The following is a 23,811-nucleotide window of genomic DNA, read 5'->3' on the forward strand; positions in this document are numbered from 1 at the left end:
GTTAAATTGGATTTTAAATGGAACTTTATCTTTTTATAACCATTTCATCTCGAAAATTAACGTCCCCCATCCCCTACCCCTCCTTGTATTGTCATCATTATTTTTAAAATACTGTCCACATAACCTTATAAAGCAAAATGGATTATATTAGCCAACGCAAATATCTATGAAGAAACTTGTTACCTTAATACTGATCTGCGCTCTTTCAACCAGTGCCTTTTCACAAATATCCCGCGTTGTGAAGCGGATGTATTTTGATAAAGACACCACGCGCAAAAGCAGCTTTGTTATTTTACCCGTTTTAAGTTCGGCCCCCGAAACCGGGCTGGAGGTTGGCGGCGCAGGCCTCCTTTCTTTTTATACCGATACTTCAAAACTCAATACACGGGTATCCAATGTTTTTGGATATGCCTCTATTACCACAAAAGGTCAGAGCCGTTTAAGCCTTACTACCAGCTACTGGACACCCGGGAACGATTATCACCTAACAGCCGGCATTGGCTACATCAATTTTCCTTTTAATTTTTATGGCATCGGTAACAATACATTAAGGGCTAACTCCGACAGGATTGGTCAAAAACGGTTCAAGGTGAATTTTACTGCCGAAAAAAAGATCTCGAATAACCTGTACGCCGGTATAATAGGTGGCGCCTGGGATTACAAATTCAAGGATGATGATAAAACAGGCATATTTTATACCGACCCTCGCGTTGAAGACCATGGCGGCGGACCAAGCGCCTACATAGGCCCAACCATCACATTCGATAATAGGAATAATAATACTTACACCACCAAAGGGCTCATTGTAAACGCCTATTTTCAGGCTATACACGGCATGTTTGGCAATAACGATTATAAAGGCGGCTTCTTCAACATCGAATATTCGCAGTTTTTTTTGCTGGCACCTAAATGGGTGCTCGGCCTCGATGTACAGGAACAAAGCCTTACCGGCAGCACTTCGCCGTTTTATTTATTGCCTGGTTTAGGTAGCGATGAGCTCATGCGGGGTTATTATAACGGGCGCTTTCGTGACAGGAATATGTTAGCCGGCCAGGCCGAACTCCGTTACCGTCTCAGCAATCGCATAGGCTTTGCAGGTTTTGTTGGCGGCGGCGAGGTTTTTAAAAGCAGCTTCAGCGCTTCCGAACTAAAGCCAAACTATGGTGGTGGCATCCGTTATTTTTTTGATGTTGAAAAAGGGCTTGCCGTACGTATTGATTATGGCGTAGGTCAGAAGATCCCTAACGAGAAAAGATTAACCGGCTTTTATATTGGATTGGGTCAGTCGTTTTGATCTTTGAGTTCATAGTTGATGGTTCATAGTTCATGGCAAACTCCCTATCGTAAATGGATTGAGTGATTTAATACAACGCACTTCGGCCATGAACCATGATCTACTAACCATGAACTAACCAACGGTTAATACCTCACCCTAAAATCTTCCTTACTCATCCCCGGCTTAAAAAATACCAGGCCGATATAAAACAGGTCAATAGTTACCCTTACCCGCTTGTCAGTCTTTACCCGCTCCCAGGCCCGTTTTGTATTTTGTGTGCAATGGATCCCTGAAAAGATCAGTACCGTATCATCATTAATATTGGGTATTACTTTTTCCAGGCATTCTGTTGCATCATGCCTGGCAGCGTCTACCAAAATCATGTCAGCCTGTCGGGATCCTGCGGAATCCTTTATATCGGTGATCTCAGCCTTGGGGACAGCGTTGCCAACTATCAATGGTATAATATAATCGTCATGATCAGCAAAAAAAACAGTTGCGGGCTTAAAATAAACAGCAAACCGGTAAATCAATTTGTAAACTTTAAGCGGCATGGTTTTTATCACGCGCTTGTCAGGATGTTGTTTGTGGAGTATCTTTTCAATTTCCCGGTACACTTTTTGGTCGCGATAATCGTAAATAACCGTATCAATCAGCTTGTAAACAAATGGTGAGTGTACGCCATGCCTGTTGTTGGCCTTAAACCGGTGCAGCAAATAACTGAGCCCGTACCTTATATTATACATCGCTGTAAAAATAAAAAAGGTTTAGTATTTTAGCGTTACAGCGTATGATAAATCCAACTGAAGTAAATTCATTGATTCGCCTGCTGGATGATCCGGACAGCGAGATCTTTGAGCATGTGTATAACAAATTATTTTCATATGGGGCAGAGGCAATTACTTATCTCGAATCGGCCTTTGAACAGGCTTTTGACCCTATCCAGCAGGAACGCATAGCTAACCTGGTGCATGAGATTCAGTTCAGCAACCTTAAAAACGATTTAAAACTTTGGAACCAAAGCGGCGCGTTCGATTTGTTGCAGGGCATCCTGATCATTAACCGGTATCAATACCCCGACCTTGATGAGCAAAAGGTAATCAACCAGATAGAAGCCATAAAACGTGACATATGGATCCAAATGATGAATGAGGCCAGTCCGAAAGAACAGATCAAACTCATCAACCATGTATTTTACAATATCTACGGTTTCAGCGGCAACACTGCCAATCACCTCGATCCGCAAAACAGTTTTTTGAGCCAGGTGCTGGAAACCAAAAAAGGTAACCAGATCTCGTTAGCCATCATCTATTCCATCATAGCGCAAAAACTGGATATCCCGGTTTATGGCGTTAACCTGCCCCAGCATTTTATCCTCGCCTATCTTGACGAAAGCATGCAGAGCGAGTTTGAAAGCGGCATCCTGTTTTACATTAACGCCTTTAACAAAGGTTTTTTGTTCGGCAGGCGCGATGTGGATATGTTCCTGAAACAGCTTAACCTTAAATTTGACAAACAGTTTTACGAGCCCTGCTCCAATACCGATATCATTAAACGGGTGCTCCGTAATCTTATCAGCGCTTATGAAAATCTTGGCTCGGCCGAAAAGGTAAGGGAGTTGAATGAATTGCTCCAAATTATGGATGATGCCCCCCCCGCCCCCTAAAAGGGGTGCTTTTGATTTGCAAGGTATTTTACCCCTAAATGTCAACCATTGTTCCCCCTTTAGGGGGTTAGGGGGCTCTTTATCCCACCGATCCTGTATTTCATCCCATTTATTTATTCAGTAGTATTGTGCATTATACCTTGCGGGCATAATTCAAAACACTATGAACAATCTGCTAAAAAAGAACCTGAACCTTGGCAAAATTGAATTTTGGGCCGCAGCCACTATTTATACTTTTGCTGTTATTTTGCTGTTAACTAAAGTTGCCGACAGTAATTACAAAGAAATATGGACCCCATACAGGTACATGTTCAACAACTACCATCTGCATTACTCCTACTCTAAATTTTACTTTTTTCCGCAAATATTTAGATATACGGGGTATTGTGGCGCCTTTTTACTTTGGAACTTCGTTATCGTTCCTGCCCTGGCCGAAAAAAAACGAATTGCCTGGAATATTATTTTGGCAGCAGCCCTGCTTGTTGCCCTTTGGGGGTTATTCGGTATAACCGATACATGGTTAAAGGGCTACCTTTTTTACCACAAATCTGCCGACTATGTATATAACCTCGTTTTCAAAACAAATGTATTGTATGCTTTATGGGTAATGATGATGCTTACTTTTTACAGCATGATCAAGTATTCGGCAAATTTCCTGTTAAGTAATGTGGATAAAATACAAGCCAAATACCGTGTGCTTACCCACGATTGTATTATCGCGATTGTGATTTTCATGATCATCGCATTCATGATGGCACTTGCCGATTTCCCGGTTGATCTGATCACTACTTTTGTGATTATTGCGCCTGTAGCCATAGGCGTTTATGCCTTGTCTTTTTATAGTTTAATACCACAAACGCTGGCCAAAAATAGCGGCATTTTCAGATATCTGCTCAAAGTTGCAGGTGTAATGTTGCTGATCAGTATACCAATAGGCATTTTAACAAGCTTGATATTTGAACAATCAGAGCCGACATTTATTATCGGCGGTTTTAATTGCGGCATACAACTGCTTATCACAGCCCCTTTTGCCTGGATAGTTTACAAACGAAAAATGTCCGGCAACCAGGAAATCACCTATCTAAAAACTGCTCTTGGCCGCTCCACTGCCGATCTGGATTTTCTTCGCTCACAGATCAATCCGCACTTTCTGTTTAACGCGTTGAATACCCTTTACGGAACTGCCTTGCAGGAAAACTCCGAACGTACAGCCGAGGGGATCCAGCGCCTGGGCGATATGATGCGCTTTATGCTGCAGGAAAACATGCAGGAAAAGATCCTGCTGGTGCGCGAGATCGATTACCTGAACAACTACATCGCCCTGCAAAAATTGCGCACCCAAACGTCGCCGGATATCAGCATCGTACTGCAAATTGAAGATCACGTAAACGCCCTGCAAATTGCCCCGATGCTATTGATCCCATTTATTGAAAACGCATTTAAACATGGCATCAGCTTACGCGAACCATCACATATCAATATCAGCCTGCAAACCAAAGAGAGTACACTTTATTTTGATGTGCATAACAGCATCCACCCTAAAATTGCCAACGATACCGAAAAATATAACAATGGTGTAGGCCTGGAGAATGTTAAACAACGGCTGGTACTTTTATATCCAAATAAACATGAACTGGTGATTCGCGAAAGTGCCAAAGATTTTTTCATACATTTAACTATACAACTGCAATAAGTTTTGATTACCGCCATAGCCATTGATGACGAACCCATAGCACTTGATGTGATTCGCTCGCATGCTGCAAAGGTGCCCTTCCTTGATTTGAAGGCCGAATTTACTGATGCTTTTAAGGCGATGGATTACCTGCAACGTGAACCTGTAGACTTGCTTTTCCTGGATATTAAGATGCCCGATATTTCTGGCATCGACCTGTTAACCTGCCTTAACAAAAAACCGCTGGTGATCTTTACTACCGCCTATACCGAGCACGCCGTTACCAGCTTCGAGCTTGATGCTGTAGACTACCTGTTGAAGCCATTCGCGCTTACCCGCTTCATGAAAGCCTGTAACAAAGCCTACGAACTTTACAACTTCAGGAACACTGCCGATGTTAAGGATTACATTTTCCTAAAAACCGGCTATGAGCAGGTACGCGTTAATTTCGACGACATCTATCACCTGGAGGCTACCGGCAATTATGTAAATTTTATTTTGAAGGATAGCAAGGTACTCACCCGCATGACCATTACCGAGGTGGAAGCGCTGCTGCCAGCCGAAAAATTCATTCGCATTCATCGTTCGTTTATTGCTGCTGTAAGTAAAATTGATAAGATAGAACGCCACCAGGTAACTATTAACGGGTTTATGTTGCCTGTTGGCGGGGCTTATGTACAGAATTTGGGGATGATTAAATAGATTATTCAGATTGCGGCTCCCCACTCTGGCATTTTATAAAGCTATGCAAACGAGGCTGTATCCTAAATTGTGATACAGCTTTTTTTTGACTTATCCGGATACTTAAGCGATATATATAGTTTGGGGTTGACTCTACTGACAAAAAGGGGGTTAACAGGGTTAACATAATTCAGGGTTAGCATTCACTTACATATCTAATAATCAGTTAATTGAGTGCATTTTCCCTGGAAAATATGTTAACCCCCTTTTGTATAAATATTATCGGCTAAATTTCAATTCATAGCTAACACAGCACCGGGGGGGGGCAATTTGATTTATGATACAGCCTCGTCTTAAATCCATCCTATAATTATTAACTTTAGCATATGCAGCAACGTGAACTTATCATTAGCAATTATGTAAAGGCCTATAACAACTTTGATGTTGAAGGCATGATTAAAAACCTTGCCCCATCCGTTAAATTTCAAAATATATCAAATGGTGATGTAAATATGGAACTTGACGGTACAGAAGCATTCAAAGTTCAGGCCGAACAGGCAACTAAGCTTTTTGAACGCCGGGAGCAAATCATAAGGTCGTTTAAACATGCCGGCAACCAAACTGAAATAGAAATTGACTATAATGCGATTTTAGCCGTCGATTTGCCCAATGGCTTAAAAAAGGGCGATGAACTAAACCTGAAAGGGCATTCAATTTTCACTTTTGGAGGAGATAATATTGTTGGGATAATGGATATTAGTTAAATTCACTTGTTCGATATAATGCAAAATATAACAAACATTGTTAAAAAAGCCATAAGCAAAGATGATGTTCTTTGGAGCATATATGAGTTCTTTTACTGCCTCGAACATTTAGGCAGCAAGGGATATGAGGTATCATATTGCGAAGATGATGATGAAAAAGTAGCTTCAATATTACTGTCAAGCAAAGTCATTGGATATATATGGAGAAGATATCCATTGATTTTTATCACCACAGATCAGTCGGATGATGTACAAATAGCTTTAACGGGGCAACCCTATATCGAGTACGTTATGATTACAGATTGGATACCGAGGAACTCGTTTTAGACGAAGACCCGGAAGTAAATAGTGTTGTATCTTATATTATAAGCAAAAGTGGTTTTTCAGCTACGGGTTTTTGGTTCTATCATGTAATTTAAGAGACTGTTAAGCATTTTTGTATTGTCGCCAACAAATTTACTCCACCACCAGCTTCTTCAACGTAATCCCAACCGTCGTTGTTTTCCTTTTCACCGCTGCCCCGTAGCTGAATGCTATCTTATACATCTTTTTTGATTTGATCCAGTTGACGAATTTAGGGTCGCAGACCGGGTTCAGTTTGTAAACGTATTGTTGGGGTTGAGGTTTAACTTCAGATACCGCTATGTAAATAGAACCGGGTGTTTTACAATCAGCCGGGGCATCAACATCACCCTGCTGATCCGCCACGAGGTATACCGCTATGTTAAGCGTTTTATGATCGGTATACACATAACGCTTTTGCAGGTTATTTAAAACATAAGTAAGATCCTGATTGGATACACTTTTGTATTTAATGGATTGTGCATTAACATCAAAGCAGGCACCCGCAACGAGCAACGCTGCTAACAGTATTTTTTTCAACATAAAATCATCATTAAGGTCGAACTTTGTGCTTTTCAAAAAAGACTGTTTACCTCAACAATAAAATCAGCTTACTGTTTTTACAGCAGAAGAAAATTAGTTATTCTCAATTACTTTCCGCCTAAAAAACCATTCTCTTCAAGCCATGATGCGGCCCATTCAAACCATTTGCCTTTATTTTTAGAATTATTCATCCCAAAACCATGGCCGCCCTCCTGAAAAAGGTGCATCTCTGCCTTCACTTTATTTTTTAACAGCGCATCATAAAACAAAAGGCTGTTTTGCACCGGCACTACGGTGTCATCCTCAGCATGAACTAAAAATGCAGGTGGGGTATTGGCTGTTATTTGTTTCTCATTTGAATAAAGATCAAGTTGTGCGGCTGAAGGGTTTTTACCTACCAGGTTTTCCCTTGAGCCAACATGAGCATACTCGCCAAAAGAAATTACAGGATAGATCAGCATCATAAAATCGGGGCGTACGCTGATATTTTCTTTAACGTCAATAACCGGTTTATCAAAATGTGTTCCTTCGGTTGAAGCCAGGTGCCCACCGGCCGAGAAACCGATAATACCTATTTTGGACGGATTGATATTCCATTCCGCAGCGTTTTTGCGTACCGTATATATAGCCATTTGAGCATCCTGTAACGGGCCGATGGACTTATCGGCCATGATATCATCACTTGGTAAACGGTACTTTAAAACAAAAGCGGTTACACCAATATTGGCAAACGCCTGGGCTACGGCCTTGCCTTCATGATCCGAAGCCAATCCGGAATACCCTCCGCCGGGACAAACAACAATTGCCGCGCCGTTAGCTTTACCTTTTTCGGGCAGGTATGGCGTTAATGTTGGCTCCGTCACCATTGAGATCCAGCTTCTGTTATCAGTTTTTTCAACATAGGCTGCCGGAGCTTTTTTTGAGTTAGGAACACCATTAGGATAAAGCGGCATTGGCTTTTCCTGGGCATAGCAGGCAAATGTTATAGTGGTCAATACAAAGGCAGATAAAATGGTTTTCATATTTTTAAAAGACAAATTGGATGTGTCCAAAATACAATTAATCCCCCAAAAACAAAAAACGGAGTATCATTTAAGATAACTCCGGTTTTTATATCATACCGTCATCCTGAACTTGTTTCAGGATCCCCCTTGCATAGTCTGCGCCATACTGCCGGGATAGCGTCCGTGTGGGATGCCGAAATAAATTCGGCATGACCTTAATATTTTATTTCTTTACGTCTTTGGCCCGCCAAATTCCATCAGGTAAGCTTTCAGGAAATCATCCAAATCACCGTCGAGCACTGCTGCGGCGTTTGAAGTTTCATGATCGGTACGCAGGTCTTTTACCAGTTTATATGGGTGTAAAACATAGTTACGGATCTGTGAGCCCCACTCTATCTTCTTTTTATTACCCTCGATTGCATTGGTTAGTTCCATACGTTTGCGCATCTCAATTTCGTACAACTGCGATTTCAGCAAGCGGATAGCATTATCTTTATTCTGTAATTGTGACCGCGATTCCTGGTTTTTAATGATGATACCCGATGGCTTGTGGTATAAACGTACGGCAGTTTCTACCTTATTCACGTTTTGACCACCGGCACCGCCTGAGCGAAAGGTTTCAAATTCAATATCGGCAGGGTTTACCTCAATTTCAATAGTATCGTCAACCAAGGGGTAAACATATACAGAGGCGAACGAAGTATGACGCTTGGCATTAGCATCAAAAGGAGATACGCGCACCAAACGGTGTACGCCATTTTCACCCTTTAAATAGCCGTAGGCAAATTCACCTTCCAACTGTAACGTAACAGTTTTTACGCCGGCTACGTCACCTTCCTGATAATCCTGCTCGGTTACTTTATAGCCGTTCTTTTCGCCCCACATAATGTACATACGCATGAGCATACCGGCCCAGTCGCAGCTTTCGGTACCACCGGCACCAGCCGTAATCTGGAGTACGGCATTCAGCTGATCTTCTTCGGCCGAGAGCATGTTTTTAAACTCAAGCTCTTCAACTGCTTTTATAGCTGCATTATATTGTTCCTGCATTTCGGCCTCGGTAGCATCACCGCCCTGGTAAAATTCAAAAAGCACACCGGTGTCCTCAACAGCAGCAACCACTTTTTGAAAGGCATCTGTCCATACTTTTTTCACTTTGATGGATGCCAGTACCTTTTCGGCTTCTTTAGGGTGATCCCAAAAATGCGGACCAATGGTTATTTCCTGTTCTGCCTGCAATAATTCCAGCTTCTTATCAATGTCAAAGATGCCTCCTCAGGGAAGTTACTCTATCCCTTAAATCCTGAACTTGTTCTTTAGTCATGCGGCAAATATATATAATTTGAAAAATTGCCATAAATAAAAAGGCCTGCAAATTGTTTAACAATCGGCAGGCCCGTTCATTAGGCAGATGTAATAGTATGTTAGGCAACCATCAGGTCGTTCACAAGCGGGTTCAGATCGGTACGGTTACCGTTCAGTTTAGTTAACATGGTGCCCAAAGCAAATTCCTTGGCTTCACCGCTTTTTGTTTCCTTAATCAACTCATTCATTACAGTTGGGATCAAGGCCTTTGCAGCTTCTAAAGCATGCGCCGGATCGATACTGTAAAAAGTGTTAAGCTTATTGGCAAAGCGGTTTGTTATGCTCGATACTAATGAATTGTTGTAACTACCCGAAAACTGGAAGTACTTTATAAGTTCCTTCACCTTGCCGCTTTCAAGCTGGCCTTTTAATACTTCAATGATTGAACTTGAAGCTTCATTGATCACCGCCTCATGATATTTAGCAGGGATCACCGGGTTGTTGATAACGGCCGTCCCGGCGTTATCCTTTACAAGCAAAAACAGTTTTTCGAACATAGTAATACGTGCTTTTAAAGTAAATTTACAAATTGATGATAAATACCTCATTTGATTACCACCGACACAAATATATTAAATAAAAATTTTAAACTTCAAAATATATTTGTAATTCTTTTGTAATTCTCATAATTTTCAAGTGTAAAATAAACACTATGCTCGCAGTGTTTAAACAACACTAAGACAGGCTAATAATTTATTTAATGACTATCTAACAATTAACTTTTTACTTTTGTTGAAAAACAACACAATTATGCTGCCAACTACTGATTTTACAACAACCCAGGCTTACAAATATCTTACAGATCATTACATTGATATTGTATCAAAAAACCTGAAGGAAATGTTTGATGCTGACGACCAGCGCTTTAATAAATTCTCGATCCAGTTTGAGGATATCCTGCTTGATTATTCAAAGAACCGTATCGATGACGAAACCATCGCCTTATTGATCCAACTGGCCAAAGAATGTTCACTAAAAGAGGCTATAGACGCCATGTATTCAGGCGAAAAAATTAACGTTACGGAAGGCCGGCCGGTATTACACATTGCATTGCGTAACCGCAGCAACACCCCTATTTATGTTGATGGTAAAGATGTTATGCCTGATGTAAATAAAGTGCTTGAGCAGATGAAATCGTTCAGCGAAGCTATTATCTCAGGCGAGTGGAAAGGTTATACCGGTAAAGCTATTACTGATGTGGTGAATATTGGTATCGGCGGCTCAGACCTTGGCCCGGTAATGGTTACCGAAGCATTAAAAGCATACAAAAATCATTTGAACCTCCACTTTGTAAGTAACGTGGATGGCACACATATAGTTGAAACCCTGAAAGCGGTTGATCCTGAGACCACCCTGTTCCTGGTAGCTTCAAAAACTTTCACCACCCAGGAAACTATGGGCAACGCCCACAGCGCACGCGACTGGTTCCTGGCCAGCGGTGCTACTGAGGCCGATGTTGCTAAACATTTCGCGGCACTTTCAACCAATGCGGCAGCCGTTGAAAAATTTGGTATCGATACCAAAAACATGTTTGAGTTTTGGGATTGGGTTGGCGGCCGTTACTCTTTATGGAGCGCTATCGGTTTATCAATTGCCCTGAGCATTGGCTTTGAAAACTTTGCCGATCTGCTTGCCGGCGCCCACGCTACCGACAATCATTTCAAATCTGCCGAGTTTGATCAAAACATTCCGGTTATTATGGGTTTGATCGGCATTTGGTATAACAACTTCTTTGAGGCCGAAACTAATGTTATTTTGCCTTATGATCAATACCTGCACCGCTTCTCTGCCTATTTCCAGCAAGGCGATATGGAAAGTAATGGTAAACATGTCGACCGTAATGGTGAAGATGTTGACTACTCAACCGGTCCGATCATTTGGGGCGAGCCGGGCACAAACGGCCAGCATGCCTTTTATCAATTGATTCACCAGGGCACCAAACTGATCCCGGCCGATTTCATTGCCCCGGCACAATCACACAATCCGCTGGGTGAACACCACAACATGCTGCTTTCAAACTTCTTTGCTCAAACCGAAGCTTTAATGAACGGCAAAACCGAAGAAGTAGTTATTGAAGAGTTGAAAGCAGCCGGAAAATCGGACGAAGAGATTGCTAAAATCGCTCCTTTTAAAGTGTTTGAAGGCAACCGCCCAACAAACTCATTCCTGATTAAAAAGATTACCCCGTATACTTTAGGTGCGCTGATAGCCGCATATGAGCACAAGATTTTTACCCAGGGTATCATCTGGAATATCTACAGTTTTGATCAATGGGGTGTTGAGCTTGGCAAACAGCTTGCCGGCAAAATCCTTCCTGAACTAAAAGACAATGCAGAGATCAGCAGCCATGATTCATCAACTAATGGCTTGATCAATCAGTATAAAGCGTGGAGGTAATAGCCCCCCGGCCCCCTAAAGGGGGAGTTTTATATTAAAAACAACAAACGCCCGGAAAACCCGGGCGTTTGTTGTTTAAGTCACTGCCGCGGGCTTGCAGCCCGCGGGTAAATACAACTTCAGCTTTCAGTTGATGACTACAGCCAAACGCTTCCTATATATGATTGTCAGGAAGTTATGCTGAAACATTATTCTTTTGTTTCTGAATAACTTTCTGTTGCCTGAGTTTGCGGTGGAGGGAAAGGGCTTTGATAATCGGCCGGATCAAATGAGGGCCCTAAGCCTTTAGGGTTATCGCCATACTCATTTTCGCCTAAATCGCCTTCCTTAAACAAAAGCCACAAAAAATAAAATGGAATGATCTGGTACCAGCCGGAGTTGCCCAAATCGTGGCAGCGCTTTGCGCCCTGCGACCAAAAGAACCAAAGCAGCGGAATGAAACCAAGAATTGGTAAGGCCCCTATGCCACTACCCGCTTCTGAAAGGCCTACTATTACCAAATAACAAATAAGATAAATAATTGCGCTGATGCCGTATTCCGTTCTGCGGATGCGGCCTTCAAAAGAAAACAAATTTTGAAACATGTTTAAATGATTAGGTTAGGAATAAATTAATTGCTTAAAGATATTATTTAGATATAAAATCAAAGAACTAATCGGGTAGATTTTCTGGCGCAGATTTCGGCTGAAGCCAATTATTTGATGTGCTATAGCTGCCGCGGGCTTGTAGCCCGTGGTTTAATATGGTTTCAGCTTTCAGCTGATGGAATGTAAGCTGAAAGCTTACCGTATGATTCTCACGAGTTACACTACCGCTAAACCCGCGGTAGCGTTAATAAATAGTAATGGCCCGGAAATTCCGGGCCATTACTATTTATTAAAATATCATTTCAAGCTATAATTCCCCCTTCAGGGGCTACAGTGTGTACACATCTTTTAAATAAAAGAAAATGTCATTTCGATTGAGCAGGGGCGGGCTAAGAAGTGGGGCGAAAGAGAAATCTTCTACATCAGGCTCTACAATCATACTTATAAAAGCAGGGCGTAGAAGATTTCTCCTCACCCCTGCGCGCGAATTCTCCCACCAGGTTCGTTCGAAATGACATTTTTTTCAATTATTGATAGAATTTAAAAGATGTGTACACACAGTAGCTTCAGGGGGGCGGAGCTTAAGGAGCCGGCACAAACTTCACCTGGTACAAATGCGGCCATTTTTTGCCGGTAACAAACAGGCGCTGACCTTTTGCATCCCAAGCTATCCCGTTCAATACATTATTATCCCAATCCCTGTCTTTCGGACGGCTGGCTACCGGATAGATCTCCTTCATATCAATCACCTGCTCAACCGCTCCGGTTTTAGGATTGATCACCAGTATGTTATCAGTTTGATAAACATTGGCGTATATTTTACCATTAATATATTCCAGTTCGTTTATCGAATCTATCTGTTGTTTATCGTCACATACATCAACATGGCCTATTGGACGGTAGTTCTTTTTATCAAGAAACCAAAGACGATTGGTACTGTCATCCATGTACAACTTATTACCGTCATAACACATCCCCCAGCCTTCAGGGCCAACATTGTTGGTGAAGTTGTTAAGTACCTTCAAGGTATTTTTATCATATACAAAGCCTACTTTTTCTCTATAGGTTAATTGTATCACTTTATCGCCAGCAACCGAAAGACCTTCACCAAAATATTGCGTGTCCAGTTTGGTTTCCTGCAATACCTTTCCTGTATTTAAATCAACCTTACGAATGGACGAATGTCCTTTTTCGCCAAGGCTTTCATATAAAACGCCATCAGTATATTGTAAACCTTCTGTATAGGCAGCGGTATCATGCGGAAAAACCTTCTCTACTTTATAAGTATACCTGGCCGGGGCTTTTGCAGCCAGTAAAAGGATGTTTGTTGTTACCTCATTGCTTTTACCATCTGCATAAACCTTAGCGGTGATCATCCTGATCCCTAAACCAATGGTATCTGTTTTAAGGCTGATGCCCGCAGTATCCTTACTGGAAGTGATCTTTGCCGAATCGAGCAGGTAAACCACCGAGTCAACTTTACTGCCTGTGGGATAGCCTACTTTGATGTCGATCTTATCGCCGGCTTTATAGTTAGCGCCTGCATCGGGGGTTATGGTATAGTCTGTAGCCGAGCTATCAGGTTTGTGTTTACAGCCATAGCCCAAAGCCGTTAAGGCAAGGCCGGCAAAAAATAGCTTTAGTTTGTTATTCATAAGTGTTATGTGGCCGAAGGCCAAAACGCATCTTCTATATGGTTTAGTATATAATTTCCGCTACGGTCAAACAATATGGCGATAATATCAAACCGCACTTCGCCCTGGTGGTTCATGAGGTAAATGTATTCATCGGCGGCCTCGGCCAGCAGTTTTTGTTTACGGTTATCAACAAAATCTTCTGGTTCGCCAAAGCTGTTGCCCGTACGGGTTTTTACTTCGGTAAATATAATAACCTTGTCTTTATAAGCAATAAGATCTATCTCGGCTTTTCCGTAAGTCCAGTTTTCATCAATGATCTCGTAGCCCGCTTTTTCGAGGTGGGTTTTGGCTAATGCTTCGCCGGTGCGACCAAGTTCGAGGTGCTGCGCCATTACCGGGTAATTACAGTGCCTAAAAAATCTGATATTGATTTCTCCACCTTTTTCATGCGGATGTATTTTATTTGAAGATTATCCTGGTCCTCAGCACTCTGCGCCGTTTTCAGTTCGGACACAACTTCATCTAATATCTTTTTAACTTTATGAAGCTTAAGGTGAAATATTCCGCCCAATATGGTGGCCCTCATATTTTCCTGCTCCTCGTTAACCTTAATTTTGTGCATCTCGTACCAGTTTTCGCTCAAACTGTACTTGGTCGCCAATATATCTACTGTAAGGTTAACAATATCTTTATCGGCGTGATGAATAAATGTGGCATCATCCGGCAGGTTGCCATTTTCCACTTCGCTTCTGTAAATGTCAACGATCAACTTACAAATGGCATTGTCAAAGTTAACATCACTTAATTCGGCAATAATGAATGGGCCTATATACGTATTTGAATTTCCGTCCCAGTCAATAATCTTATTGCCGTAAAGCAACAGCAGGCGCACTATTTCCTTTTCCTGCGAGGTTTCCTCCTTAACAGCAGGCTGTTCCGGCTCAACGGGCTCATCAAAAAAATGAGGTTCATCGGGCATTTCCGAAAACCTGTTATTTTGTTGTTGACGCTGCTGCTCGTCCTTTTTAGCCTTGGCCGTACGCATTTTATTAAGCTCGGATAAAAGGGCGCGCTCGTCTATCTGTAATAAACCGCTACACTCTTTTATAAATACCGATGCCTTAATGCTGTCAGGAATCTTGGCAATACTTTCAACAACTTCACGGATTACGTCGGCTTTCTTTATCGGGTCGTTTCCAACTTCTTTGAGCAGGATCTGGGTTTTATAGAGGATAAAGTCTTTTTTATTTTCCTCGATATGTTTTTTGAAAGCACTTGAACCTTTCGACTGTACAAACGAATCCGGATCATGCCCATCCGGGAAAAGCACCACTTTTACGTTAAGGCCTTCCTCCAGGATCATATCCAAACCACGCAGCGATGCTTTGATCCCGGCCGCGTCGCCATCATATAATATGGTGATGTTTTTGGTAAAACGGGCGATAAGCTTAATCTGCTCGGTTGTAAGCGATGTTCCCGATGAAGCCACCACATTTTCAACCCCTGCCTGGTGCACCGAAAGTACATCGGCATAACCTTCTACCAGGTAACAGTTGTCATGCTCACGAATGGCCTTTTTAGCAAAATAAAGCCCGTAAAGTACGTTTGATTTATGGTAGATCTCCGACTCGGGCGAGTTAACGTATTTAGCTACGTTCTTATCTTTTTTTAGCGTACGGCCGCCAAAGCCAATTACCCTGCCGGTAAAGCTATGGATGGGAAACATCACCCGGCCGCGGTACCGGTCAAACAAAGCCCCGTTATCGCGTTTTACAGATAAGCCGCTTTCCACCAAAAACTGCTCTTTATAGCCATTCCTGATGGCAGCACCTGTAAAAGCTTCCCACTGATCGGGTGAATAGCCTAACTCAAATTTCTTGATGGTTTCGGCAGTAAAACCTCGTTCTTTAAAGTAACTGAGACCAATGCTTTGCCCTTCTTCGGTTTCGAGCATGGTTTCATGGAAAAACTTAGCGGCAAAGGCAGATACGATCATCAGGCTTTCCCGGCGAAGCTCTTCCTCCCTATTTTCAGGAGCCTCAACGGTTTCCTCAACTTCAATCCCATACTTTTTGGCCAGCCATTTCAGGGCTTCTGGATAGCTGAATTTTTCCAGCTCCATCAAAAACGTAACCGCCGAACCGCCTTTTCCCGTCGAGAAATCTTTAAAAATACCTTTTGCCGGCGACACCGTGAATGATGGGGTACGCTCATTTGCAAAAGGCGAAAGGCCTACGTAGTTAGCCCCGCGCTTTTTTAACTGCACAAATTCCCCTATCACCTCCACAATGTCGGTGGCTTCCATAATACGGTCGATAGTGGATTTTTGAATCATGAATATTTTGAATTATAATTATCTGTCGGCTAAAAGTATATCCGCAGATATCCCTAAATAACGGTGCAGTCCCTTAACCATTTTTAGCGTAAGTTCTTTTTTACCGGATAACACCTGTGATACATATCCTTTTGACCCAATGATATGTTCAAGATCTTTTTGCTTCAGGCCCTTTTCTTCTAACTTAAGCTTAATCACCTCAAGCGGATCCGGATCGGGTATGGGGTAATGCCGGTCTTCATAATCTTTCACCAATAACAAAAGAAGTTCCAGCTCCTCAAATTCAGGAGAACCTTTTTCGGTGTGAAATATTTCAATAGTCCTTTCAAGAGCTACATCATATTCATCCTCTGTTTTTAAAACCTTCCAATTCATTTGCTTGTATGTTTTTATAACTTTCCCGGGCCTTTAAAATACCTGACATTTGCTGCATCCACTTTATCATATTCTTTATGGGTGCCAAACCATATAACATATAAAGTTTGCACCTCAAAGTTAAATGATACAATAAGCCTGAAAGAGTTCCCTTTTATATTAAAAATAACCCTGTTATTTGCTATGATGCTTGCATTACCATAAACATTTTTCAACTCATTAAAACTGCTAAAGTCGGATTTTGAAATCTCTTCATACCAGTTTTTTAAAGAGTTTGCTGCAAGCGGATATTCGTTGATGTAATAAAGAATCGTTCGCCTGGTGATAATGTTCATGAATAGCAAAGATATAGAGTTTACTACAGGAAAACTATTTTAAATGATATTAGCTGGTTTTTTACCTGGCTTTAAAAAAGTTACAGCTATCCCTCCCAAAACAATGACGCTGCCAACAATCTCATTAAAACCTAGGCGCTCATGAAGTAAAAAAGCAGCAAGTAACCCGGCAAAAACCGTTTGGCTCAATAACGCAATGGAAACCCTGGTTGGTTCCAGGTAACGTAACGAGTAATTGATGGTTAGCCAGCCTGCTAACTGGCAAATAAGCCCCATACCAACAAAGCAAAGCCACACTTTTAACGACAGATGAACAATATCGTTATGCATATATCCATTGATCATCAATAAAAAAATACTGGCGCTAAGCATACTGTAAAACATAAAGCTAAACACATCAATACCTGCCATAATATTTTTGGTGATCATGATATAAGTGGCATAAAAAAAGCTGGCAAGTATGGCCAGCAGTATGCCGGCATTAAGCTCCATGTGCAAAATGTGTTCATAACCTACCAAAACAACCATACCGGCGATGGCAATAAGCGTACCTATCCAGAATAACAGGCCCGACCGCTTTCTTAAAAACAGGAAGCTCATCAAACCCACCCATACCGGGGCCAGGTTGGCAATAAGGGTTGATACGGTAGCGCTGATCTTTAACAGCGAAATATTCCATACGGCAATATCAAGGGCGAAAACCATGCCTGCGGCTATAGATATCAACAGCTGTTTTTTATCTACCTTAAGTTTCCTTTTAATTATGCAAAAGGGCGCCAGGCAAACCCATGCCACAAACACCCTGTAAAATGCCGAACCAATTGGCGATACCCCGGCAAGCTTTACAAATATCGGCGAGAAAGAGATGCATAAAATGCCAATAACAAGGCTCAATCTGGGGTTCATGGGCAAAAAATTAAATGAGCGGCAAACTTACTGAAAGCCTGCATAATATGCCTTACTTTTAAATACCTTTATATTACCTGTACAATTAGTTAACCTGTCATCGCCGAAGTAATGAAATATACCTGGTTTATGTTAGCCGTGGCCCTCCTTTTTTCGGCCTGCAAAAAGAAGGATTGCTGCAATTTTCCGGTTGCTCCTGATTTTATACTTGCGCAAAAAAATAATACTAAATGGGAGGCCGATCCTGCGGGTTCAAATATCCTCGGCGATACTATTACTGTATCGGCCAAAAGTAACATTGCGGGCGAAGAAGAGCAGGTTGGTTTTAAAATTGTGTTTGATGGCGTTGGATACTACACCCTCAAAGCCAACGAAAATTATTACCTTATTACAAAGTCAGGTACACATTCGGGCCATTATGTTGCCGACCCTACTCATCTTAGTTCAGTAACTATAATTTCATATAATCAAACCGATAAGATATTACAGGGATTTTTTGAGCTCAAATTCCTGAAAGTAAGCGATAGTTCTCCTGGAAGCCATCCGGATAAGATTTTTTTTAGCGAAGGCAAGTTTAAAGTAACACTCAAGTATTAACTTTCGTATTTTGTAACTTAGCGAATTTATTATTCGTATTAGTTGTAAATTTGTTTTATGAAAAAAGCTCTATTATTAATCGCCTCAGTATCATTCATGTTACTGGCGGGCTGTCAAAAAAATAGTGTTGCTCCTAAACAGGATAGCATTAGCACTAAAAAAAGCCTTAATCAGTCGGTGAATAAAACCAAAGACACGATTATGGTTGGCGGTCAGGCGGCGCCAAGCTTAAACCGTCGTGACACCATTATGGTATCAGGCAAGTAAGCGTAAAAAGAAATGGCCGGGAACTTAGACGTTCCCGGCTGTGTTTTTAATTTTACAGGTTTTCATTTTCCCGCTTCCCCTTCTCCTCCGATATTTCCTTTTCATATTGTAACCGGCACTGTGTTTTTTAGCTCATGTTTCAAAGTGCGCTTTCATAATTAATTGTATTTTTGCGACTCTAAAAATTATACATAATATGAGTCAGCGAACTAAGATCAAAGCATTGCTGCAAAGCCAGCAAACCGAAATTGATGTAACAGTTAAAGGATGGGTGCGTGCATTCCGTTCAAATCGTTTTATTGCTTTGAATGATGGCTCAACTAATAATAACATCCAGATCGTTGTTGACTTTGAAAACACCGACCCGGCTTTACTTAAACGCATTACCGTTGGGGCAGCACTAAGTGTTGAAGGTAAACTCATTGCATCTTTAGGCAAAGGCCAAACTGTTGAAGTTGTAGCAACCGAGATTGAGATTTTAGGCGACAGCGATCCTGAAAAGTATCCCATCCAACCAAAAAAGCATAGCCTTGAGTTTTTGAGGGAGAACGCCCACCTGCGTTTCCGTACCAGTACATTCGGCGCCATTTTCAGGGTGCGTAACAGCCTGGCCTTCGCGGTGCACCAGTTTTTCCAGGAGCGCGGCTTTGTTTATCTGCATACACCTGTAATTACCGCCTCAGATGCGGAAGGTGCCGGCGAAACATTCCACGTAACCAACTTCGACCTGGACAACATCCCCAAAACTGATACCGGCGAGATTGATTTCAAGCAGGACTTTTTTGGCCGCGCTACTAACTTAACCGTATCTGGCCAGTTGGAAGGTGAACTTGGTGCTATGGCCCTGAGCGATATTTATACGTTCGGCCCAACTTTCCGTGCTGAAAATTCAAATACGACACGTCACCTGGCCGAGTTTTGGATGATTGAGCCCGAAGTTGCCTTTAACGATTTGGTTGACAACATGGACCTTGCCGAGGACATGTTGAAATATGTGATCAAATACGCTTTGGATAAAAATGCTGATGACATCGAGTTTTTAACCCAGCGCTTAACTGAAGAGGAAAAAACCAAACCGCAAAACGAGCGCTCAGAAATGACACTGCTTGAAAAATTGCAATTCTGCTTAAATAACGATTTCGAGCGCCTCACTTATACCAAAGCCATCGACATCCTGAAAGAATCGACCCCGAACAAAAAGAAAAAGTTTGTTTACCCGGTTGAAGGATGGGGTACCGATCTGCAAAGCGAGCATGAGCGTTACCTGGTTGAAAAGCATTTCAAAAAGCCGGTGATCCTCACTGATTATCCTAAAGAGATCAAGGCGTTTTACATGCGCCAGAACGACGACGGCAAAACCGTACGCGCCATGGATATCCTGTTCCCGGGCATCGGCGAAATCGTTGGCGGCTCACAGCGCGAGGAACGTTTAGACAAGCTTGAACAGCGTATGAACGAAATGGGCATCCCTACCGAAGAACTGTGGTGGTACCTGGATACCCGCCGTTTCGGCTCTTGTCCGCATGCCGGCTTTGGTTTAGGGTTTGAGCGTTTGGTACTATTTGTTACGGGCATGGGAAATATCCGTGATGTGATCCCTTTCCCAAGGTTCCCTAAGAATGCGGAATTTTAACCGTTGATTGTTTTTTGATTTTGATGATTACGCTGATTATTTGCAAAGCGTAATATTATATTTAGGCTGTTGTTATTCAATAGCCTTTTTTATACCACATGCCGTCACAAATTTTACTTGCTACCCATATTAATGCTCCGGTTGAAAAAGTTTTTGATATTGCCCGCAATATTGATGTGCATGTGGAATCAACAAGTCATACCGGCGAACGGGCTATTGCCGGTCGAACGAGCGGCCTGATCGGGCTTGGCGAAACCGTTACCTGGAGGGCAAAGCATTTCGGCATATGGCAAAACCTTACCTCAAAGATCACCGAAATGGAATATCCAAATTACTTTACCGATATCCAGGTTGAGGGTGCTTTCAAAAGCTTTACACATGAGCATTATTTTTATCCTATCCTTAACCAAACCATGATGCGGGATATTTTTACTTTTGAATCGCCGGGTGGAATATTTGGAGAAGCGGTGAACTTTCTGTTCCTGTCTAACTACATGACACGATTGTTAGTGAAGAGGAATGAAGTGATCAAACAAATTGCTGAAGCCCCCCAGCTTCCTAAAGGGGGAGCTTAGCTACTTTGGCCTACGGGCAACTATTTAAAAATCCATATCATATTATTGAACATTCAATTATGAGGTTATTAAACATCTTACTGAAATTATGACTTTCAACGCTGATATTCTTATACACCCGGGATTGGGTAATTCAGACCCGCAACACTGGCAAAGCATTTGGGAAAAGCAGTTCAATTTTACCCGTATTGAACAACAGGATTGGGACACGCCGATTTGCAGCGATTGGATAAAAACTATAAATGATTATGTAAACCGCTATGATCCGGAAAACGTAATCTTAGTTGGTCACAGCCTGGCTTGTGCTGCCATAGCCTCGTGGGCAAAGCAATATAACATTGGAATAAAGGGTGTATTACTGGTTGCGCCGAGTGATACCGAAGCGGATAGCTATCCAACCGGCACAAGTGGTTTTACGCCGATGTCATTAGGCAAGCTACCATTCAAATCAATAACCGTAGTTAGCAATAATGATTTCTATGTAAGCAGGGAACGAGCCTTGTTATTTGCAGACAGTTGGGGAAGTGAGATAGTAAATATCGGCGATGCCGGCCATATCAATGTATCAGCAGGTTATGGTGAATGGAATAAAGGCCTTGAGCTGTTAAAAAAACTGGACGCGGGACATTGAACTCCTCCTCTACCGCGGGCTTCCAGCCCGTGGGTATTACCGGTAAGCTTTCAGCTTACATCACGTCAGCTGAAAGCTGAAAGCATGCTTAACCACGGGCTGAAAGCCCGCGGCAGTTAACTTGTTTTCCCCGTCAAACCAGTGTAAACATCAACCGGCAAAACATTACATCGCCTCAATTTGTCGTATCTTTATATAAGTGAAACAAGGCAAATTCACTAACGCACTAACTCAATAAATCAATAATTATAATGGAATACAATCAATTAACACCCGATGAAGAAAGGGTAATATTATACAAAGGTACCGAAAGGCCGTTCACCGGCTCTTTATTGAACAATAAGGCGCAAGGTTTATACGTTTGCAAACGCTGCGATGCGCCGTTGTACCGATCGGAAGATAAGTTTGAATCGTTTTGCGGCTGGCCAAGTTTTGACGATGAAATTGAAGGAGCTGTTCGCCGCGAGGTAGACGCTGATGGCCGCAGGGTAGAGATCCTGTGTGCTAACTGTGGTGCACATCTGGGCCATGTGTTTGAAGGTGAATACATGACCCCGAAAAACACCCGCCATTGTGTAAATTCAGTATCAATGAAATTTGTTCCGGTTGAGGAAGTAAAATAAATCGCACAACTTTAAGGAATACATCCGTTAGTTTATGATTAACGGGCGTAATTGTTTTCCACATACCGGCCTGCAGCAACCTTTTAATTTCGCATTTAAATATTGATACCTGCTGCAAGTAAAAGCATTTCATTATTGGCAATAATTGTCGGTGTTAAGTCAAGTAATTTATAATGTTAAATTATCGTAATCCGCAAGTATAAAGGCCTGCAAATTTCAATCAAATTTTTAATCAGCTGTTTTCAAGTCCATTAATTTTTCATCAATATAACAAGTGCCGATAAAGTGTGGATAACTCGGGGGTTTGTGAAAAACTATCATTCACAACTACACAACTCAAACATTAACTTTGCTCAGCAAGGTAATAAAAAGGCGTTCAGCCGGCAGCCAGACGCATTCGTCAACTTCTAATTAAATAACTGGCTGTCAGAAAGTTACACAATACAGTTGCTAAGGAGTAAATCCGAAGGCATCAAAATTTAAAGCTTTATTGAAAAGTAGGGCTTGCTTTCGTGTCTGAATACCTGATTGAAGAAAGAAACTAATAAAGTAGACACCAATGAGTTTGGAAAACGAATTATTACTACGGGAAAACAAGGACCGGTTTGTTATCCTTCCCATTAAGTATCCCGCAATTTGGGAGATGTATAAAAAAGCGGAAGCCAGCTTCTGGACCGCTGAGGAAATCGACCTTTCGGACGACCTTAAACACTGGGAAAATCTTAATTCGGGTGAAAAACATTTCATTTCACACATACTTGCATTTTTTGCTGCAAGTGACGGTATTGTGAACGAAAACCTGGCGGTAAACTTCATGAGCGAAGTACAATTACCCGAAGCACGTTGCTTTTACGGTTTCCAGATCATGATGGAAAACATCCACTCTGAAACCTATGCACTGCTTATAGATACCTATGTAAAAGATCCAACCGAAAAAGACCGTCTTTTCCACGCCATTGAAACTGTGCCATGCGTAGGTAAAAAAGCGGAGTGGGCATTGAAATGGATCAACAACGGCAATTTTGCCGAACGTTTAGTGGCTTTCGCAGCGGTAGAAGGAATCTTCTTTTCCGGTAGCTTCTGCTCTATATTCTGGCTTAAAAAACGCGGCTTGATGCCAGGCCTGACTTTCAGCAATGAGCTGATCTCGCGTGATGAAGGCTCGCACTGCGAATTTGCCTGCTTATTATATGGCATGCTCGAAAACAAACTGCCGCAGGAACAGGTTACCAGGATCATTACCGACGCAGTTGAAATTGAAAAAGAATTTGTAACCGACGCACTGCCGGTTAACCTGATAGGAATGAACGCCAAACTGATGAGCCAGTACATTGAATTTGTGGCCGACAGGTGGCTAAGCGAGCTTGGTTACGACAAATTTTACAACGCAACCAATCCGTTCGATTTCATGGAAATGATATCGCTGCAGGGCAAAACCAACTTTTTTGAAAAACGCGTTGGCGATTATCAAAAAAGTGGTGTATTAAACGCATCGGCCGAAAGCAAAAGCTTTTCGCTTGATGATGATTTTTAGGGAGAGAGGTTAGAGATCAGAGATTAGTTAGCAGCTTCAATTTCAGGTCAATCCTCAAATCAGGAA

The 23,811-nt window shown here is 42.0% G+C and carries 25 protein-coding genes; 13 read left to right on the forward strand and 12 right to left on the reverse strand.

The window, feature by feature from the left end; translation table 11 throughout:
* The first annotated feature begins 166 nt into the window (after window positions 1-166).
* Window positions 167-1,294: a polymerase gene (locus SNE26_RS19210; protein ID WP_321555521.1), complete on the forward strand. Its 1,128-nt coding sequence runs from the start codon at window positions 167-169 to the stop codon at window positions 1,292-1,294.
* A gap of 125 nt (window positions 1,295-1,419) precedes the next feature.
* On the opposite strand, the gene SNE26_RS19215 is transcribed toward SNE26_RS19210, so the two are convergent.
* Entirely contained in the window at window positions 1,420-2,022 is a 603-nt protein-coding gene (locus tag SNE26_RS19215; RefSeq protein ID WP_321555522.1) for a hypothetical protein, read from the reverse strand.
* A 44-nt stretch (window positions 2,023-2,066) separates the two neighbouring features.
* Between SNE26_RS19215 and SNE26_RS19220 the strand changes: the two genes are divergently transcribed.
* The 4 genes from SNE26_RS19220 to SNE26_RS19235 all read left to right on the forward strand — a co-directional run bounded on the left by SNE26_RS19220 (window position 2,067) and on the right by SNE26_RS19235 (window position 6,059).
* Window positions 2,067-2,942 carry a transglutaminase-like domain-containing protein gene (locus SNE26_RS19220; protein ID WP_321555523.1) on the forward strand — a complete coding sequence of 292 codons (876 nt, stop codon included), beginning with the start codon at window positions 2,067-2,069 and terminating at the stop codon, window positions 2,940-2,942.
* Window positions 2,943-3,105: 163 nt separating this feature from the next.
* A complete protein-coding gene (locus tag SNE26_RS19225; RefSeq protein WP_321555524.1) occupies window positions 3,106-4,635 on the forward strand; it encodes a histidine kinase in 1,530 nt (509 codons plus the stop codon).
* Window positions 4,636-4,638: 3 nt separating this feature from the next.
* A complete protein-coding gene (locus SNE26_RS19230; protein WP_321555525.1) occupies window positions 4,639-5,316 on the forward strand; it encodes a LytTR family DNA-binding domain-containing protein in 678 nt (225 codons plus the stop codon).
* Window positions 5,317-5,681: 365 nt separating this feature from the next.
* On the forward strand, window positions 5,682-6,059 hold the full coding sequence (locus SNE26_RS19235; RefSeq protein WP_321555526.1) for a nuclear transport factor 2 family protein: 378 nt from the start codon (window positions 5,682-5,684) through the stop codon (window positions 6,057-6,059).
* 456 nt (window positions 6,060-6,515) lie between these two features.
* On the opposite strand, the gene SNE26_RS19240 is transcribed toward SNE26_RS19235, so the two are convergent.
* The 4 genes from SNE26_RS19240 to SNE26_RS19255 all read right to left on the reverse strand — a co-directional run bounded on the left by SNE26_RS19240 (window position 6,516) and on the right by SNE26_RS19255 (window position 9,810).
* Window positions 6,516-6,980: a hypothetical protein gene (locus tag SNE26_RS19240; RefSeq protein WP_321555527.1), complete on the reverse strand. Its 465-nt coding sequence runs from the start codon at window positions 6,978-6,980 to the stop codon at window positions 6,516-6,518.
* 71 nt (window positions 6,981-7,051) lie between these two features.
* Entirely contained in the window at window positions 7,052-7,966 is a 915-nt protein-coding gene (locus tag SNE26_RS19245; RefSeq protein WP_321555528.1) for an alpha/beta hydrolase, read from the reverse strand.
* Between the two features lie 213 nt (window positions 7,967-8,179).
* A protein-coding gene (prfB, locus tag SNE26_RS19250) for a peptide chain release factor 2 (protein ID WP_321555529.1) occupies window positions 8,180-9,272 on the reverse strand; the annotation gives its coding sequence in 2 pieces (ribosomal slippage) (window positions 8,180-9,211 and window positions 9,213-9,272; 1,092 coding nt in all).
* A gap of 100 nt (window positions 9,273-9,372) precedes the next feature.
* Window positions 9,373-9,810: a hypothetical protein gene (locus SNE26_RS19255; RefSeq protein ID WP_321555530.1), complete on the reverse strand. Its 438-nt coding sequence runs from the start codon at window positions 9,808-9,810 to the stop codon at window positions 9,373-9,375.
* A 253-nt stretch (window positions 9,811-10,063) separates the two neighbouring features.
* Between SNE26_RS19255 and pgi the strand changes: the two genes are divergently transcribed.
* The gene (pgi, locus tag SNE26_RS19260) at window positions 10,064-11,710 is read left to right on the forward strand and encodes a glucose-6-phosphate isomerase (protein ID WP_321555531.1); all 1,647 of its coding nucleotides are present in this window, start codon (window positions 10,064-10,066) and stop codon (window positions 11,708-11,710) included.
* A 188-nt stretch (window positions 11,711-11,898) separates the two neighbouring features.
* On the opposite strand, the gene SNE26_RS19265 is transcribed toward pgi, so the two are convergent.
* The 7 genes from SNE26_RS19265 to SNE26_RS19295 form a co-directional block, all read right to left on the reverse strand.
* Window positions 11,899-12,294 carry a DUF805 domain-containing protein gene (locus tag SNE26_RS19265; protein WP_321555532.1) on the reverse strand — a complete coding sequence of 132 codons (396 nt, stop codon included), beginning with the start codon at window positions 12,292-12,294 and terminating at the stop codon, window positions 11,899-11,901.
* Between the two features lie 584 nt (window positions 12,295-12,878).
* Window positions 12,879-13,952, reverse strand: a complete 1,074-nt coding sequence (locus SNE26_RS19270) for a glutaminyl-peptide cyclotransferase (protein ID WP_321555533.1) — start codon at window positions 13,950-13,952, stop codon at window positions 12,879-12,881.
* 5 nt (window positions 13,953-13,957) lie between these two features.
* Window positions 13,958-14,326, reverse strand: coding sequence for a YraN family protein (locus SNE26_RS19275; RefSeq protein WP_321555534.1), 369 nt, complete (start codon window positions 14,324-14,326; stop codon window positions 13,958-13,960).
* Window positions 14,326-16,269 (reverse strand): DNA primase, encoded by a 1,944-nt coding sequence (dnaG, locus tag SNE26_RS19280; protein ID WP_321555535.1) that lies wholly within the window; start codon window positions 16,267-16,269, stop codon window positions 14,326-14,328. Before dnaG ends, SNE26_RS19275 begins: the two co-directional genes overlap by 1 nt.
* A gap of 18 nt (window positions 16,270-16,287) precedes the next feature.
* Window positions 16,288-16,644, reverse strand: coding sequence for a helix-turn-helix domain-containing protein (locus tag SNE26_RS19285; protein WP_321555536.1), 357 nt, complete (start codon window positions 16,642-16,644; stop codon window positions 16,288-16,290).
* Between the two features lie 14 nt (window positions 16,645-16,658).
* Window positions 16,659-16,979 (reverse strand): type II toxin-antitoxin system HigB family toxin, encoded by a 321-nt coding sequence (locus tag SNE26_RS19290; protein WP_321555537.1) that lies wholly within the window; start codon window positions 16,977-16,979, stop codon window positions 16,659-16,661.
* Window positions 16,980-17,018: 39 nt separating this feature from the next.
* On the reverse strand, window positions 17,019-17,885 hold the full coding sequence (locus tag SNE26_RS19295) for a DMT family transporter (RefSeq protein ID WP_321555538.1): 867 nt from the start codon (window positions 17,883-17,885) through the stop codon (window positions 17,019-17,021).
* Between the two features lie 111 nt (window positions 17,886-17,996).
* On the opposite strand from SNE26_RS19295, the gene SNE26_RS19300 reads away from it, so the two are divergent.
* From SNE26_RS19300 to SNE26_RS19330, 7 genes are all read left to right on the forward strand, one after another.
* On the forward strand, window positions 17,997-18,482 hold the full coding sequence (locus SNE26_RS19300; protein WP_321555539.1) for a hypothetical protein: 486 nt from the start codon (window positions 17,997-17,999) through the stop codon (window positions 18,480-18,482).
* Window positions 18,483-18,539: 57 nt separating this feature from the next.
* Complete coding sequence (locus SNE26_RS19305) at window positions 18,540-18,749, forward strand: hypothetical protein (protein WP_321555540.1); 210 nt, start codon at window positions 18,540-18,542, stop codon at window positions 18,747-18,749.
* A gap of 196 nt (window positions 18,750-18,945) precedes the next feature.
* A complete protein-coding gene (gene asnS, locus SNE26_RS19310) occupies window positions 18,946-20,382 on the forward strand; it encodes an asparagine--tRNA ligase (protein WP_321555541.1) in 1,437 nt (478 codons plus the stop codon).
* Window positions 20,383-20,480: 98 nt separating this feature from the next.
* Window positions 20,481-20,957 carry an SRPBCC family protein gene (locus tag SNE26_RS19315; RefSeq protein WP_321555542.1) on the forward strand — a complete coding sequence of 159 codons (477 nt, stop codon included), beginning with the start codon at window positions 20,481-20,483 and terminating at the stop codon, window positions 20,955-20,957.
* A gap of 88 nt (window positions 20,958-21,045) precedes the next feature.
* Window positions 21,046-21,588 (forward strand): alpha/beta hydrolase, encoded by a 543-nt coding sequence (locus SNE26_RS19320; protein WP_321555543.1) that lies wholly within the window; start codon window positions 21,046-21,048, stop codon window positions 21,586-21,588.
* Between the two features lie 251 nt (window positions 21,589-21,839).
* Complete coding sequence (locus tag SNE26_RS19325) at window positions 21,840-22,211, forward strand: methionine-R-sulfoxide reductase (RefSeq protein ID WP_110585612.1); 372 nt, start codon at window positions 21,840-21,842, stop codon at window positions 22,209-22,211.
* Between the two features lie 559 nt (window positions 22,212-22,770).
* Window positions 22,771-23,745, forward strand: coding sequence for a ribonucleoside-diphosphate reductase small subunit (locus SNE26_RS19330; RefSeq protein ID WP_321555544.1), 975 nt, complete (start codon window positions 22,771-22,773; stop codon window positions 23,743-23,745).
* The last annotated feature ends 66 nt before the right edge of the window (window positions 23,746-23,811 follow it).

Source organism: Mucilaginibacter sp. cycad4 (assembly GCF_034263275.1).
GTDB lineage: Bacteria > Bacteroidota > Bacteroidia > Sphingobacteriales > Sphingobacteriaceae > Mucilaginibacter.